Origin of the sequence: Mangrovimonas yunxiaonensis (genome assembly GCF_000733475.1) — a bacterium.
Lineage (GTDB): Bacteria > Bacteroidota > Bacteroidia > Flavobacteriales > Flavobacteriaceae > Mangrovimonas > Mangrovimonas yunxiaonensis.
The window spans coordinates 319757-334722 of record NZ_JPFK01000007.1; the positions used below are offsets into that span (position 1 = coordinate 319757).

General features: G+C 36.7%; 14 protein-coding genes. 5 read left to right on the top strand and 9 right to left on the bottom strand.

From position 1 onward, the window contains the following. Positions 1-5 precede the first annotated feature (5 nt). From IA57_RS08830 to IA57_RS08840, 3 genes are all read right to left on the bottom strand, one after another. Positions 6-2297 (bottom strand): FecR domain-containing protein, encoded by a 2292-nt coding sequence (locus tag IA57_RS08830; protein WP_036122192.1) that lies wholly within the window; start codon positions 2295-2297, stop codon positions 6-8. Further along, positions 2290-3183: a FecR family protein gene (locus IA57_RS08835; protein ID WP_036122195.1), complete on the bottom strand. Its 894-nt coding sequence runs from the start codon at positions 3181-3183 to the stop codon at positions 2290-2292. Before IA57_RS08835 ends, IA57_RS08830 begins: the two co-directional genes overlap by 8 nt. 69 nt (positions 3184-3252) lie before the next feature. After that, a complete protein-coding gene (locus IA57_RS08840; protein WP_036122196.1) occupies positions 3253-3768 on the bottom strand; it encodes an RNA polymerase sigma factor in 516 nt (171 codons plus the stop codon). Between the two features lie 106 nt (positions 3769-3874). Between IA57_RS08840 and IA57_RS12365 the strand changes: the two genes are divergently transcribed. The 4 genes from IA57_RS12365 to IA57_RS08860 all read left to right on the top strand — a co-directional run bounded on the left by IA57_RS12365 (position 3875) and on the right by IA57_RS08860 (position 9099). After that, on the top strand, positions 3875-6232 hold the full coding sequence (locus IA57_RS12365; protein ID WP_051881021.1) for a hypothetical protein: 2358 nt from the start codon (positions 3875-3877) through the stop codon (positions 6230-6232). 160 nt (positions 6233-6392) lie between these two features. Next, complete coding sequence (gene ffh / locus IA57_RS08850; protein WP_036122199.1) at positions 6393-7721, top strand: signal recognition particle protein; 1329 nt, start codon at positions 6393-6395, stop codon at positions 7719-7721. A 75-nt stretch (positions 7722-7796) separates the two neighbouring features. Then, positions 7797-8168 (top strand): four helix bundle protein, encoded by a 372-nt coding sequence (locus IA57_RS08855; protein WP_036122202.1) that lies wholly within the window; start codon positions 7797-7799, stop codon positions 8166-8168. Between the two features lie 43 nt (positions 8169-8211). After that, positions 8212-9099, top strand: a complete 888-nt coding sequence (locus IA57_RS08860; protein ID WP_036122203.1) for a bifunctional 5,10-methylenetetrahydrofolate dehydrogenase/5,10-methenyltetrahydrofolate cyclohydrolase — start codon at positions 8212-8214, stop codon at positions 9097-9099. A gap of 12 nt (positions 9100-9111) precedes the next feature. On the opposite strand, the gene rluF is transcribed toward IA57_RS08860, so the two are convergent. The 6 genes from rluF to IA57_RS08890 are packed head-to-tail and all read right to left on the bottom strand — an operon-like array spanning position 9112 to position 14154. Then, a complete protein-coding gene (rluF, locus tag IA57_RS08865) occupies positions 9112-9867 on the bottom strand; it encodes a 23S rRNA pseudouridine(2604) synthase RluF (protein WP_036122206.1) in 756 nt (251 codons plus the stop codon). Between the two features lie 15 nt (positions 9868-9882). Further along, positions 9883-10707 (bottom strand): alpha/beta hydrolase, encoded by an 825-nt coding sequence (locus IA57_RS08870; protein WP_036122209.1) that lies wholly within the window; start codon positions 10705-10707, stop codon positions 9883-9885. An 8-nt stretch (positions 10708-10715) separates the two neighbouring features. Continuing rightward, entirely contained in the window at positions 10716-11075 is a 360-nt protein-coding gene (locus IA57_RS08875; RefSeq protein WP_036122211.1) for a cupin domain-containing protein, read from the bottom strand. Next, positions 11072-12049 carry a YitT family protein gene (locus IA57_RS08880; protein ID WP_036122216.1) on the bottom strand — a complete coding sequence of 326 codons (978 nt, stop codon included), beginning with the start codon at positions 12047-12049 and terminating at the stop codon, positions 11072-11074. Before IA57_RS08880 ends, IA57_RS08875 begins: the two co-directional genes overlap by 4 nt. A gap of 4 nt (positions 12050-12053) precedes the next feature. Then, positions 12054-12605, bottom strand: a complete 552-nt coding sequence (locus IA57_RS08885; RefSeq protein ID WP_036122219.1) for a hypothetical protein — start codon at positions 12603-12605, stop codon at positions 12054-12056. Between the two features lie 19 nt (positions 12606-12624). Then, positions 12625-14154 (bottom strand): helicase HerA-like domain-containing protein, encoded by a 1530-nt coding sequence (locus IA57_RS08890; protein WP_036122221.1) that lies wholly within the window; start codon positions 14152-14154, stop codon positions 12625-12627. 135 nt (positions 14155-14289) lie between these two features. On the opposite strand from IA57_RS08890, the gene IA57_RS08895 reads away from it, so the two are divergent. Further along, positions 14290-14919: a 7-carboxy-7-deazaguanine synthase QueE gene (locus tag IA57_RS08895; RefSeq protein ID WP_036122224.1), complete on the top strand. Its 630-nt coding sequence runs from the start codon at positions 14290-14292 to the stop codon at positions 14917-14919. Positions 14920-14966 lie beyond the last annotated feature (47 nt).

Sequence of the window (14966 nt, forward strand, 5' to 3'; positions counted from 1 at the left end):
GTTTCTTATAAATTTACTCTAAAACTAAAGTTTGGTGTAATTCCTAAAGAGGTATTCTCTACTTTATTTACTGTATTACTATCTTCTAAAGTGTAGTAAGTGTTAATTATGTTTTTTCTGTTTAAAACATTCCAAACAGACGCGCCTAAGACAGCTTGTTTATTTTTAAAAATTGAAAATGTATAAGTGGTAGAAATGTCGGTACGAAAATAATCGTTTAAATGTTGACTATTGGACGATTGATAATTGATAGTGGTATTTTGAGTTTGATTAAACTCTTTTGGGGGCGTGTAAGGTCTTCCGGTGTGCCAATTTAAACCAAGGGCTATTTTAAACCTGTTAATAGCATAAGATCCAGCAAATGAAAGCTGATGCCTAATATCTATATTGTTAGGAAAACTATGGTTATTATTTAAGGATTTAAAAACATAATCGTTTTTACTGTAAGTGTAACTAAGCCACGTACTCAAATTATTAAAGTGTTTATTGATTAAAAAGTCAATACCATAAGTTTTGTAACGCCCTGTAGCGTTTGTAAACTGGTATTGATTTTGAAACCCTTGACTTCGGGTTGTAATACCATCAACGTGTTTAATAAAACCTTCCGCACTAACTAATAATCTGTTTTTGTTAAAATGAAGCCCAAGTGAAGCTTGCTTGCTTTTTATTATAGGAATAGTAGTGTTGTTAGCTAAAACCCAACGCCTTTTTTCTATGCCTAAAAAGTCTTTTTGAAGATCTATAATTTGAGAAGTTGTCTGGCTTTTTAATTCGCCCAACAACTCTACTTTAAAGAAGTTTAAAAATTTTTGATTAAAACGAGCTCTAGGTTCAACTAAAAGTGTCTTGAATTTTGAAATATAATTTGTTCTAGCACCTATTTTTAAAAGGGTTTTTTGGTTTTTAGTTGATAACTGCCCTTCAACATATCCAGAATGCGTGCGAATAACTTCTTTAATGTAGCTATTAAAAGGCGGGTTGTTAACATCTTCAAAATTACTTATGCCAACTTCAAAAAATTGATAACCACCTTCAAGTTTTAAATATGGAGATACGCTATAATCTACATGTAATTTAAATGTGTTTTCAAAAACCTCGTTTTCCTGTTTTAAACGCTGATTATTAGCAAGGTCTACATTAGCAGCATTTAAATTGTAATTAGAAATGTAGGCTTCGGCTGTTGTGGTTAGCTTAGTATTCCAATGTCTAGAATAGCTTAATCCACCAGCAAGGTTAACTTGCTTTAAATAACTGCCTGAGGCCGAAGTGTTTTCGTTTATATTAGCTTGTTCCTTATAGTCAAGAGTATTTTTACTTAGCGTACCATAAACCTGAAATTTATCTTTTGGCGAGACATTGTGTAAATATTTTGCAGAGACATCATAAAAATAAAACGTTTCATCGCTAGAGATTGTATTAGATAAGTCGGAGTCTTGAAATACCCGTTTTGTGTATTGATTGTATGTTGGCGTTTTTACAGCATCTGTTAAAGAGCGTCTTGCAGCTATTTGAATGTTACTATTTTTTGAAATTGGTGTTTTAGCAAACCCATCAACACTAATTAAATTTACACCAACACCATAACTAGATTTTTGTTCAATAGAATCGGTTAATTGCATATCGATTACGCTAGATACGCCATCGCCATATTTAGCGCTGCTACCATTTTTTGTAACTTGAATTTTTTCGGTTAAATACGGGTTGAAAGCAGAAATTAAACCAAAAAAGTGTCCAGATTGGTACATTTTAATACCTTCCCAAAGTATTAAGTTTTGGTCGTGCGTACCGCCTCTTACATTAATATTTGAAACGGTTTCGTCGACACTTAAAACACTAGGAAGTGTTTGTATGGTTTGCAAAACATCGGGTTCGGTTAAACCTGGTAGAAGATCAAATTCTTTAGGTTTAATAATAAGATGCCCTTGTTTAGAAATAGAGAGTCCTTTAATTAAATATTTTGTAATAAACACTTCGTCTAATTGCTCTACTTTAGGAGGGTTTGTTTGTGGTTTTGTAATAACAACAAATCTATTGTTTAAAGTTTCAAACTGTAAGTGCGTGTGTTTTTCTAAAATACGTAAAGCTTCCTCTAGAGAAAGAGTGTTGTTAGGTAATGGACTTGAAATATTTTTTATATGATTATCGGCATAAGAAAAGCTAACGTTATAACGCGATTCAAGTCGTTTTAAAATAGTTGTAAGTGGTTGCTGTTCTTGCTGAATAGTTTGTGAAATGATTTCAAAAGTATTCAGAAAACATAAAATTAAAACAAGAAATAAGGCTTTTCTATTATTCACGTTTTAATACAATTGTATCTTTAGTTTTGCTGTAAGATAAATGCATAGGTAGTGTTATAGATTTTAAGGCAACTTCTAAATTGTTGTGTGTAAAACTACCTGTAAATAACATTTTTGTATCTACCTTATCAGTAACAAATGTTACTTGGTATTGGCGTTCAAATTCTGCAATAACATACTTAAATGGAACACTCTTAAATGCACTTTCGTTATTTAACCATTGTGGTGTTTTAACGGTTTCTTTTCCAGTAGTAACTTGTTTTCCATCACGTATTAAAAATCTATGTCCAGGAAGCAATTTTGTGTTTTTAGATTGGTATGTAACGCTAACCAAACCTTCGTAACAAGTGACTTCAAAAAAGTTGTCATGTTGTTTTACGTTAAATTGTGTGCCTAAAACTGTTACGGTTCCTAAATCTGTAATAACATTAAATTTAGAGCCTTTGGCTACTTTAAAAAATGCTTCGCCTTGTAGCATGACATCACGATTATCCTTCCACGAATGTTTGTTGTAGGTTAAGGTAGATTGGGCGTTTAAAGTTACCTCAGAATTATCAGGAAGGTTAATTTCATTTTTTTGAGCGATATGTGTTTTAGTTGTTGTGTCTTGTGTTGTGGTGTAGTAATAAACACAAAAACCAATGGCTAATAAAGCTGCAATACGTAACAAAGGTTTATACCATTGGCGTTTTTGATTGGTGGAATTAATGCTATTTAATGTCGATTCTAGCGCATTTTCGGTATGGAAGTCAGGGGCTTTAAAATGTTTTAAAGCATGAGATAGTTGGGTTAATTCGGCAAAATCCTCACGCTGTTTAAATGCTTGAAGTTCTTCCTGGGTTAACTTGTGATTAAGCCATTTTTTTAATAAATCGTCTTTTTCCATAATCTATGTAACACTTATATAACAGTTCGGGTTTAATTTTTCCTACCCTTAATATGTCTTTTTTAAAATTTATAACTCATCAATGTCTTTACGTAGTTTTTTTAAGGCGCCATAAATACGCTTTTCAACAGCTTTTGTCGAGATATCTAAAAGAGTTGCAATCTCTTTAAAGGTTTTTCCATCAATTCTATTAAGCATAAAAGCTACTCGTTGGGATTCGGTTAATTTAGAGATAGCTGTTTCTAATTTGTTTAAGTATTCTTTTTCCTGAAGTAAAAATTCAGGAGATTCATTGGTATGAGATTTTGGTTTTGTTTGTTGATGTTTCCATACTATTTTTTGATGAGCAGCCTCATTAAGCATTAAATTATTAGCCACGGTAAATAAAAAGCTCTTGGCTTTTTGGGGCGATACTTTAGCACAATTTTGCCACAGTTTAATAAAAGCCTCTTGTACTTTGTCTTGAGGATTTAAATGGCTGCCAAACTTGTAATACAAGAAGTTGTGAAGGTTTTCGGCATGCGTTTTAAACAGTTTAGAAAACAGGGGTTCATTGCAAATATTATCGTTTAAATTGTTGGGCATTTTAGTTTTTTAGAAGTATAAATGTAAAAAAAAATGACTACCATGGTAGGAGATTTTAGCTTTTGTCTGTTTCATTAACAAACAATGTTTAATTAAAATACCAGCTATGAAACCAAATTTTAAGTACTTGTTTATTTTGGCATTTATCACATTATTTTTTGTGTCCTGTCAAGATGAAGAAACCGAAATTAACAATCCAACACCAGAGGAAGTTGTAGCTCCTAATTCCTCTTTAGCAAGTTTAATGCGCTCAACAGTAGCTTTTGATGGTTCTTTTGATGATATTTTAGATAACGCTAATTGTATAGGTGTTAATTTGCCTGTTACCGTTACAGCGAACAATACAACAATAGTTATTGAAACTATAGACGATTTAGAGCTTATCGAAGATATTTTTAACGCTTTTAATGATGATGAGGATGTTCTAGAATTTTTATTTCCTATAACTATTACGCTAAACGATTATACCGAAGTTGTTGTAGAAAATGAAGAAGAATTAGATGCTTTTGTAAATAATTGCGTTAACGAGCCCGATGTTATAGAATGTGTAGACTTTGTTTATCCCATTGTATTTTCTATTTATAATACCGATTTTCAAGTTATTGATACTGTAGAAATTCAAAGTGATTTTGAATTATACGTATTCTTAGAAAATTTAGATGGAGATGAAGGTGCTGTATTAGCTAGCTTAAATTTCCCTGTGTCGTTAATATATGCCAATGGTGATACCGTTGAGGTAACAAGCAATCAAGAATTGGAAAATGCTATTAATAGTGCCGAAGAAGATTGTAATTATGTAGACTGCCAAGCAGAAGATATAGCAGTTAATTTACAAGAATGCCAATGGGTTATTACGTCGTTTAATGGCGATGATAATTTTATCCAGTACGACTTACATTTTAATGCCAATGGCGAACTTCAAATTACTCATGGAGACACTACCGAATTTATAGGAGGTGAATGGCAAGTAACAACCGAAGAAAATGTTGTTTTAACACTTTCAAACTTAACGGCTTTTTCAGGAGACTTAGGCGGCGATTGGTTAGTTCAAAACTGTGAATCTAATCAGCTTGTCCTTACACAGGAGTTTGAAAATCAAACCGTAGAAGTTATTATGGAGCAGGATTGCGAAACCGTAGAAACACCATTTAATTGTTTTGAAAATACAACCATAACAGCTTGCGATTATGATAATGATGGATTTGCAACATTTGAAATGGAAACACAAATTTTAGGCAATGTTGTTTGTAATGTAGATTTTGTAGCTTCATTTCATGTTTCTCAAACCAATGCCGAAGCTAATATTAATGCTATTGTAGCACCAAATGCGTATACCAACACGTCAAATCCGCAAACTATTTATTTAAGAATAGAAGCAAACGATGGTAATTTCCAAATTTTTGAAATAGAATTAATAGTTGAAGACTGTAGTTCAAACTGTACAGAAGCAGATATTGATGCCTACCTGCAAGGATGCAATTGGAATGTAGTTAATTTTAATGGCGATGATCATTTAATGGCCTACGAAATAGATTTCTCATCAAGCACAGAGGCAATTATTACAGGAAATGGTATAACAACAACAATGTACTGGTCGTCTTATCAAGCAGCAGAAGGTGTTGTGGTAGAGTTTTCAAATGTTGCTGCTCCTAATATACAAGCTATAACAGGAAGTTGGTTAGTTGTAGCTTGCGAAGAAGGTAGGTTAGAGTTTGAATCTCTTGATAGTGCAAATACCATGGTTATGGAATGTCATTATTACACTCCAGAAGAGTTATTAACCACTTTAAGCGCATGCCAGTGGGAAGTGTATAGCTTTCAGGTTGAAAATGTAGATCAAACATCAGATTACAATGACGTCTTATTCTCATTCTTTGAAAACGATTTCGCCCTTGCCGAAGTTGGCGCTAACACCATTAACTATGGAAATATAGAAGCAGAGTCTGTTAATGGAGGTACAGAGTTGTCAGCATTTTTATCTATCAATGGAACGATTTCTAGTTTAGGCGGATACTACTCAGTACTTTCCATCACTGAAGATGAGGTTACGCTTATGACTGCGCAACCAAAACGTTTAATTTTAAGAAAAACCTGTACAAACGATAATCAAGATGGCGATACTACTCAAATAAAAGATTGGTTATACGATGGTAATTGGGAAGTAACATATTCTACCATGGAAAATGCAGAAAACTCTCAAGATTATGATGGGGTTGTGTTTAATTTTCAAAGTAATGCTACGTTGTTAGGCGATAATGGTAGTTGGATAGCAGAGTTAGACTACGATGTACTTAGAGATAATGAAGGGAATTTAAGGTTTGTAATTAATTATTTAGGACAATTCCCTTACTGGCAAATGGATGACGATTGGTATATTACCAGTGTCAACAGTACACAAATAGAATTACATGCTGTAAACGATGTAAACAATACCGATTTCGTGCTAATATTTGAAAAAATGTAAAACATTAAAACATAGAAAGAGAAAAATTTAAGTTATTAAACTGGGAGAAAACCATTCTAAAAATGTTTTCTCTCAGTTTTTGTGTATATAATTAATCACTACGCTTTATAAATACACGACAAATCCTTAAATTTGCAAACTTTAAAACAGATGACAGATTATGTTTAATAATTTAAGTGAAAAGTTAGATAAAGCGTTACACGTATTAAAAGGTCATGGTAGTATTACCGAAGTTAATGTTGCCGAAACCTTAAAAGAAGTAAGACGTGCGCTTTTAGATGCCGATGTTAACTTTAAAATAGCCAAAAATTTTACCAATACCGTTAAAGAAAAAGCGTTAGGCCAAGATGTATTAACCACCTTACAGCCAGGGCAATTAATGGTTAAAATCGTTAAGGACGAACTAACCCAGTTAATGGGTGGCGACGCCGAAGGTATTAACCTGTCTGGCAACCCAAGTATTATTTTAATGTCTGGTTTGCAGGGGTCTGGTAAAACAACCTTCTCTGGTAAATTGGCCAACTACCTAAAAAGCAAAAAAACAAAAAAGCCGTTATTGGTTGCTTGCGACGTGTACCGTCCGGCAGCGATAGACCAGTTACACGTAGTGGGAGACCAAATAGGTGTAGAGGTTTTTAGCGATAGAGGCAATCAAGATCCCGTGGCCATTGCTCAGGCAGGTATTGCCCACGCCAAAGCCAACGGGCATAATGTGGTTATTATAGATACTGCAGGTCGTTTAGCTGTTGATGAAGCGATGATGACAGAAATCTCGAACATCCATAAAGCCATTCAGCCACAAGAAACCCTGTTTGTGGTCGATGCAATGACTGGTCAAGATGCGGTTAATACCGCCAAAGCCTTTAACGATGTCTTGAATTTTGATGGGGTTATTTTAACCAAGTTAGATGGTGATACACGTGGTGGAGCTGCAATTTCCATTAAATCTGTAGTTAATAAACCCATTAAGTTTATTGGTACGGGCGAAAAAATGGAAGCCATCGATGTGTTTTACCCTTCGCGTATGGCCGATCGTATTTTGGGCATGGGAGACGTGGTGTCTTTAGTAGAAAGAGCCCAAGAACAGTACGATGAGAAAGAAGCCAGAAAACTTCAAAAGAAAATCGCCAAAAACCAATTTGGATTTGATGACTTCTTGAACCAGATTCAGCAAATCAAGAAAATGGGTAACATGAAGGATTTGATAGGAATGATTCCTGGCGCAGGAAAAATGATGAAAGATATCGATATAGACGACGATGCCTTTAAACATATAGAAGCCATTATTCATTCTATGACGCCAAGCGAGCGTACCACCCCAAAAATTCTTAATGCCAGCCGTAAAAAGCGTGTGGCAAAAGGATCGGGAACTTCTGTTCAAGAGGTAAACCAACTGCTCAAACAATTTGACCAAATGAGCAAGATGATGAAAATGATGCAAGGCGGAAAAGGAAAGGCCATGATGCAGGCCATGAAAAACATGAGATAGTTTCTAGTTTTTAGTAACAGTCTCAGTTTACAGCTTAAAAGAAAATATAGTAAGCAGAATTGGTAAATTGAAGAAATGGATTTTAAAGAGTTGTTAGCTTACCAAAAGGCTTTCGATTTGTCGATGGTTATTTTTGAGATGTCTAAATCTTTTCCTAAAGAAGAAACCTATTCTTTAACCGACCAGATTAGAAGAAGTTCACGTTCGGTTTGTGCCAATATTTCAGAAGCTTACAGAAAAAGAAGATATATAAAGCATTTTATAAGTAAGTTAACTGATGCTGATGGCGAAAATTCTGAAACGAATACTTGGTTAGACTTTGCATTACATTGTAAATACATATCACTTGAAGCGTACTCAATTTGTAAAAATCAAAACGAAGAAATAGGAAAATTAATAAACTATATGATTCATAACCCTGAAAAATTTGGAGTGAAAATTCAATAGTTTATTTAAACAACTGAAACCTGCGACTGAAAACTAAATAACCATGATTTTATTAGACGGAAAAAAAACAAGTAACGACATTAAAAACGAAATTGCTGCCGAGGTTCAGAAAATGAAGGGCAGAGGTGAGAAAGTGCCGCATTTAGCAGCCATTTTGGTAGGTAACGATGGGGCAAGCTTAACATACGTAGGCAGTAAAGTAAAAGCCTGCGAGCGTGTTGGGTTTGAGTCGACTTTGGTAAGAATGTCTAATACAACCAGCGAAATAGAATTGTTGGATAAAATTGATGAGCTTAACAACGATCCAGATATCGATGGGTTTATAGTGCAGTTGCCTTTACCAAGACAAATAGACACCCAAAAAGTGCTTTTGGCTGTAAATCCAGATAAGGATGTCGATGGGTTTCACCCAACAAATTTTGGGAAAATGGCATTGGATATGAGTACCTTTATTCCCGCAACTCCTTTTGGTATTTTAGAATTGTTGGATAGATACGGTGTAGAAACAAAAGGAAAGCACACCGTGGTTATTGGCCGTAGCCATATTGTTGGTCGCCCAATGAGCATTCTTATGGGAAGAAAAGGATTCCCAGGAAACTCTACCGTAACATTAACACACAGCCATACTAAGAACATTACACAAATTACTTCGCAAGCCGATATTATTATTACAGCTTTAGGCGTGCCAGGATTCCTAAAAGCCGAAATGGTTAAGGATGATGCCGTGATTATTGATGTAGGCATTACACGCGTTACAGACGATAGCTTACCAAAAGGCTATAAAATTACAGGTGATGTAGATTTTGAAAACGTGAGTAAGAAAGCTAGTTTTATTACTCCGGTACCTGGTGGCGTTGGCCCGATGACTATTGCCATGCTGCTAAAAAACACCTTGTTGGCTAGAGAACGTAATATGAACAACAGAAAATAAGGAAAACCGTCCTTATTGAGACCTTCTTGGCCTTGTTTTGGGCTGGAAGGTTTTTGTCGAGCTTTCTAAAAGTGCCTTAAGGGTGCTTAATTCCTCTTGGGTAAGCGGTCTATGTGTGCCAACAGGAACATCTAGCTTAATGTTCATAATGCGAGTTCGTTTTAAGGTTTGCACCTCATAATTCAAATACTCGCACATACGCCTAATTTGGCGATTAAGCCCTTGGGTTAAGATAATCTTAAAGGTAAACGTATCTAATTTTTCAACCTCACATTTTTTGGTTACCGTATCTAAAATGGGCACACCTTGGCTCATCCTTTCAATAAAGGTTTGCGAAATGGGCTTGTCTACCGTAACAATATATTCCTTGTCGTGGTTGTTGCTCGCCCTGAGAATTTTGTTTACAATATCACCATCATCAGTAAGAAGAATAAGGCCTTCGCTAGGCTTGTCTAGCCTTCCAATAGGGAAAATACGTTTGTGGTAGTTAATGTAATCTATAATGTTATCTTTTTCAACTCTGGTATCGGTTGTGCAAACAATTCCCACCGGCTTGTTAAATGCCAAGTAGGTAAACGATGCTTTGGTGTTTTCAATCACTTTTCCGTCAACGGCAACCACATCATCTGTACTTATTTTAGTTCCCATTTCGGGTACTTTTCCATTAATGGTTACGCGTCCGGCATCTATCAGCTTGTCGGCTTCGCGTCTAGAGCAATAGCCAACTTCACTTAAATACTTATTAATGCGTTTTAAATTCTCTGCCATACTGCAAAAATAAGACTAGTTTTCTAAAAACTCACATATGTGCTTATTAATACTGTGGTCCCTTAACGCATGCCCAAATCCTTCGGTGGTTATTAGGGCACTTTTTTTAAAATGTGTCTTAATTAAAACGGCGTCTTCATAGGGGATAACATGATCGTTCTTGTCGTGAATAATAAGCCCTTCGGAAGTGATGTTTTTAAGCTGTTTTGCTGTTGAAAAGTCTTCTGGAGAAGAACCGTACCGGGCTATAATAGTAGATGTAATTTGTTTTGTTGTGCGTTGGTTGTACCCCAATACTTGGGTGTAGCGATCCAGAATGTTTTTAAACTCTGAAGGCGAGCCCAGCAAAACAATTTTTTTAATAAAAGGGTTTTGGTATTTGTTTTGGGAAAAAATAGTAGACATGCCCCCAACAGAATGCCCAATAACAACAGCGGGATTAAACCGTTGGGCAACAACTTGGATAAACTCGGCATAGAGCAAGGCATTAAATCTATTGCCTCCAGAATGCCCATGGGCTGGTGCATCTAGAGCAACAATGTTGAAATTTTGTTGTTTTAGTGCCAAAATAAGGTTTTTCCAGCGCGACGAATTGCTTTCCCAGCCATGAACCAAAAGAACCGTGTCTTTTTGGCCTAACCAACGGTAGCTCATAATAGGGGTGTTTTTATAGAAAAACTCTTCCCTAAAAGCGGTGGCTAAAAAATCTGACTGGTCTTTGGTTACGTGCCCTTTAAAGGGTTTGGTAAACAAAAAAATGGCTATTCTGGCAGAAGCTTTAGGAGAAATAAAACTGATAAGGTTTACAGACAACCCTATAATTTTTTGAAGAATAATCATAAAAAAGGTTACTCTCTATTTACGGTTTCCATATTAAAAGCGGGTTGGCAAATAGAAATGTATTCGCAGGGTTCTGTAAAAGGGTTGGCGTATTGCACACGGGTGTGTTTGTTTATTTTAATAGATTCGCCAGCTTTTAAAACCACCTTTTCGTCTTCAATAGTAAATTGTTTTTGGCCTTTTATAATAAAAGTGTACTCGTCGAATTCTGGTGTTTGAAAGGGTTCGCTCCATCCGGGAGGGGCGGTCATGTGGGCAATGCTAATAGCGCTATTGCCATCGCTGGCCAATCCAAAATGCTCTTTTATGGTTTTGCCGTCTGTTGTTGGAACAACAAAGGGCTGGGTTTGTTTGGTGTATTTTTTCATTTTTTCTCTAAAGGTTTGCGCTTAATCATGCCGCCTTTAAGGTCTTTAACTTGCCCCATAATTATAAACGCTTTATTGTCTATTTTATCAATTTCGGTGTGCAGTTTGGCAAGTTCTAGTCGGGTTACAACGGTATAGATAATATCTTTGTCGTAGCTTTTTCCGTTGCTGCCATAGCCACCTTTTCCGGCATAAATGGTACAAGCACGCCTAAGTTTTTCAATAATCATAAGCTTTATGGCTTCGTGCTCTTTAGAAATAATGGTAACCCCCACATATTCTTCAACGCCATCTACAACAAAATCTACAGTTTTTGCTGCCGCCAGATAGGTTAAAATGGCATAAAGGGCTATTTCAATAGAAAGGATATAAGCACCAAACGAAAAGATAATAATGTTAATAAGCAATAACACATCACCAACGGTTAAAGAGAGCTTTCGGCTTAGGTAAATGGCCAAAACTTCTGTGCCATCAATAACACTACCGCCCCTCATGGACATGCCAATACCCAGGCCAAGAAAAAACCCGCCAAAAACTGCGATAAGCAACTTGTCGTCGGTAATGGTGGGGTAGTCTACATAGTGCACTACAAACCCTAGAAGGGCAATGGCCATAATGCTTTTTAGGGCAAATTTTAAACTGAAGGTTTTAGCGCCCAAGATTAAAAACGGAATGTTAACTAAAATAAGCAAAAAGCTTAATTCTATTGACGTGATGTTTTCTAACAACAGCGAAATACCCGTTGCACCACCATCGATAAACCGATTTGGTAGGAGGAAACCTTTTAGGCCAAAGCCAGCAGAAAACACCCCAATAATTATAAAAAGTGCCTCTTTAAAAGCGTGTGACACCTCTACCTTAAGCGACTTTACAGCTGGTGCCAGTTGTTTTTTGGTAATAGGCGCGGTGGGCGTCTCTGCTTTTAGCCGTTTTCGGGCAATGTCTGTTAATATTTTAGAAAAAAATGGGTTCATCTGTTTACCAGCCTATCATAAAGTATTTAATTTTTGCTTGTCCCGGGATTTGAATGGCTTCAATTTTTGCCGAAGCATCAAACTGTAACTCCGCGGGCAGTTCTTTTTTATCAATAGTAAAAAAGGCGTTAATATCGTTTACAAAAACAACAACATTTCTTAGGGTGTTTTGAATGTTGGAAATCTTGTAGTTGTTTTGAATGTCTGCAAAGGTACTGTTAATGGTTAGACCTTTTTTAGTTTTAAACTTAGAATCCATAATTTTTATTGTCCCTATGGTCGATGTGGAATCGTTAAGTTTTTTTGGCGTTAACGCTAAAAGCTCTTGGTTGTTAGTATTGAAAATAGTAATTGGCGAATCGGTTTTTAAAAAGGCATCTTCTGGAGAGCTTTTAACAATCGAATCTTTTGGAAATGCCATTTTTAAATCCTTTACCAAGGTAGAGTCTGTAAGTAAGCCAATGTTCTGTTTTTCAATTAAAAACGGATCTTGTTCTTTTTTGCAGCTTACAGCTGTTACGGCTATGGCCAAAACGGTTAAAAGGGGTTTTTTCATAATAGGTTTTTGTGTTTTTTTATTTTAGCATTTTTCCAAGAATACCCAAAACACTGCGTATAACAGTTGGGCTGCTTAATACTTTTACAATGGGGTTTTGTCTTGAACTCGACCTTGATGCCGATTTTCTAGATGCTGCTTTTTCCAGCTTCTCTTTTTCTTCTTGGGCTTTTCTTTTGGCTTCTTCGGCTTCGGCCTGTTCTATTTTGTCGTTTAAGAGCTCGTAGGCACTCTCCCTATCGATGGTTTCGTTGTATTTTTCAATCAATTCGGAAGTGTGCAACAAATCTTTCAGTTCGCTATCGGTTAAGATATCCATACGGCTCATGGGAGCGCGCATCATGGTGGCGGCCAAAGGGGTTGGTCGTCCTTTTTCATTTAAAGCAGAAACAAGGGCTTCTCCTGTACCTAGAGCGGTTAGCACTTCGGCGGTGTTGTAATAATCGGTGTCTGGGTAGTTTTGTGCTGTAAGCTTGATGGCTTTTCGGTCCTTGGCCGTAAAGGCGCGTAAGGCATGTTGCACTTTTAAGCCCAATTGCCCTAAAACGGCCTCGGGGACATCGGTGGGGTTTTGAGTCACAAAATAAAGCCCCACACCTTTACTTCTAATAAGCTTTACAATGCTTTCTATTTGGTCCAGTAAGGCATCGGAAGCTTCATTAAAAATTAAATGGGCTTCATCTATAAACAAAACCAATTTGGGTTTTTCGGTATCGCCTTGCTCTGGGAAGGTAGCGTATATTTCGGCCAACAAACTCAACATAAACGTAGAGAATAGTTTGGGTCTGTCCTGTATGTCGGTAAGCCTAATAATGTTTATAAAGGCCTGTCCGGTATCGTCCAAGCGTAGTAAATCCTGTACGTCGAAGGATTTTTCACCAAAAAACAAGTCGCCTCCTTGTTGTTCAATTTCAATAATCTTTCTTAAGATGGCTCCCGTCGATGCGGTTGAAATCCTGCCATAGGCGTTTTGAAATTCTGCCTTGCCTTCGTTGGTAGCGTATTGCAGTATTTTTTTAAAATCCTTAAGGTCCAGCAATGGCAGCTTGTTGTCGTCGCAATATTTAAAGATGACCGAGATAATACCTGCTTGGGTTTCGGTAACATCTAAAATTCTAGAGAGTAACACGGGGCCAAACTCACTAACGGTAGCGCGTAGCCTAACACCTTCCTGTTCAGAAAGGGTCATGATTTCCACAGGAAATTTCTTGGCCTCGAAAGGGAGTCCAATTAGGCTGTGGCGCTCATCAATTTTTTCATGGCCAGGGCTAGGTTTTGCCAATCCACTTAAATCACCTTTTATATCCATAAGCAATACAGGAATGCCTTTTTCGCTTAAATTCTCGGCAAGCACTTGTAGGGTTTTGGTTTTTCCCGTTCCTGTTGCACCTGCAATCAAGCCGTGGCGGTTCATGGTTTTTAGCGGTATGTTTACAAAGGCGTTGTTTATGGTTTTGCCGTCTAACATGGCAGCTCCCAACGTAATGTAATCGCCTTTGTGGGTGTTGCCTTGGGTAATGTGTTGTAAAAATTCGTCTGATTTGCTCATTGCATGGGAAAATTTTGATAAAAGTACTACATTTTGTGTAAGTATAAAACGAGCAGCAAATAAGAAAACGACTTTTACAGGATATTTTAAAGGCTTTAAGCGGTAGCTTCTTGTTGATTGATTATCTTTGCCCTAATGAAAAAAGATGTACAAGAAATGGTGGATAGGGGCGAAATGCTTCCGTTAATGGAAGAGTTTTACACCATCCAAGGCGAGGGCTTTCACAAAGGAACTGCAGCTTACTTTATTCGTGTTGGCGGCTGTGATGTGGGCTGCCATTGGTGCGATGTAAAAGAGAGTTGGAATGCCGAAATCCATCCGCCAACATTAACGTCAGAAATTGTAGAAAACGCTCGTAAATACAGCGATACTATTGTGGTTACTGGAGGCGAGCCATTAACTTGGGATATGGGGCCGTTAACCAACCGGCTAAAAGCTAACGGGTTAAATGTTCATATTGAAACTTCTGGCGCTTACCCGTTAACGGGAACGTGGGACTGGATTTGCTTGTCACCAAAAAAAATGAAGCTACCTACAGACGAAGTGTATGCCAAAGCAAATGAATTAAAGGTTATTGTTTATAATAAAGATGATTTTCGTTTTGCCGAAGAACAAGCAGCCAAAGTAGGTGATGCTTGTATTTTATACCTCCAGCCAGAATGGAGCAAGCGAGATAAGGTCGTGCCGCTTATTGTAGATTATGTAATGGCTAACCCCAAATGGAAAGTTTCCTTGCAAACACACAAGTATTTAAACATACCTTAAAAAAAAGCCTTGGTTATTGCCAAGGCTTTTTTTAAAAGGTGTTAAGA

Excerpts from the sequence above, each read along its gene's own strand:
- IA57_RS08835 (WP_036122195.1), bottom strand. The coding sequence starts at position 3,183 with ATGGAAAAAGACGATTTATTAAAAAAATGGCTTAATCACAAGTTAACC.
- IA57_RS08840 (WP_036122196.1), bottom strand. The coding sequence starts at position 3,768 with ATGCCCAACAATTTAAACGATAATATTTGCAATGAACCCCTGTTTTCT.
- IA57_RS12365 (WP_051881021.1), top strand. The coding sequence starts at position 3,875 with ATGAAACCAAATTTTAAGTACTTGTTTATTTTGGCATTTATCACATTA.
- ffh (WP_036122199.1), top strand. The coding sequence starts at position 6,393 with ATGTTTAATAATTTAAGTGAAAAGTTAGATAAAGCGTTACACGTATTA.
- IA57_RS08855 (WP_036122202.1), top strand. The coding sequence starts at position 7,797 with ATGGATTTTAAAGAGTTGTTAGCTTACCAAAAGGCTTTCGATTTGTCG.
- IA57_RS08860 (WP_036122203.1), top strand. The coding sequence starts at position 8,212 with ATGATTTTATTAGACGGAAAAAAAACAAGTAACGACATTAAAAACGAA.
- rluF (WP_036122206.1), bottom strand. The coding sequence starts at position 9,867 with ATGGCAGAGAATTTAAAACGCATTAATAAGTATTTAAGTGAAGTTGGC.
- IA57_RS08870 (WP_036122209.1), bottom strand. The coding sequence starts at position 10,707 with ATGATTATTCTTCAAAAAATTATAGGGTTGTCTGTAAACCTTATCAGT.
- IA57_RS08875 (WP_036122211.1), bottom strand. The coding sequence starts at position 11,075 with ATGAAAAAATACACCAAACAAACCCAGCCCTTTGTTGTTCCAACAACA.
- IA57_RS08880 (WP_036122216.1), bottom strand. The coding sequence starts at position 12,049 with ATGAACCCATTTTTTTCTAAAATATTAACAGACATTGCCCGAAAACGG.
- IA57_RS08885 (WP_036122219.1), bottom strand. The coding sequence starts at position 12,605 with ATGAAAAAACCCCTTTTAACCGTTTTGGCCATAGCCGTAACAGCTGTA.
- IA57_RS08890 (WP_036122221.1), bottom strand. The coding sequence starts at position 14,154 with ATGAGCAAATCAGACGAATTTTTACAACACATTACCCAAGGCAACACC.
- IA57_RS08895 (WP_036122224.1), top strand. The coding sequence starts at position 14,290 with ATGAAAAAAGATGTACAAGAAATGGTGGATAGGGGCGAAATGCTTCCG.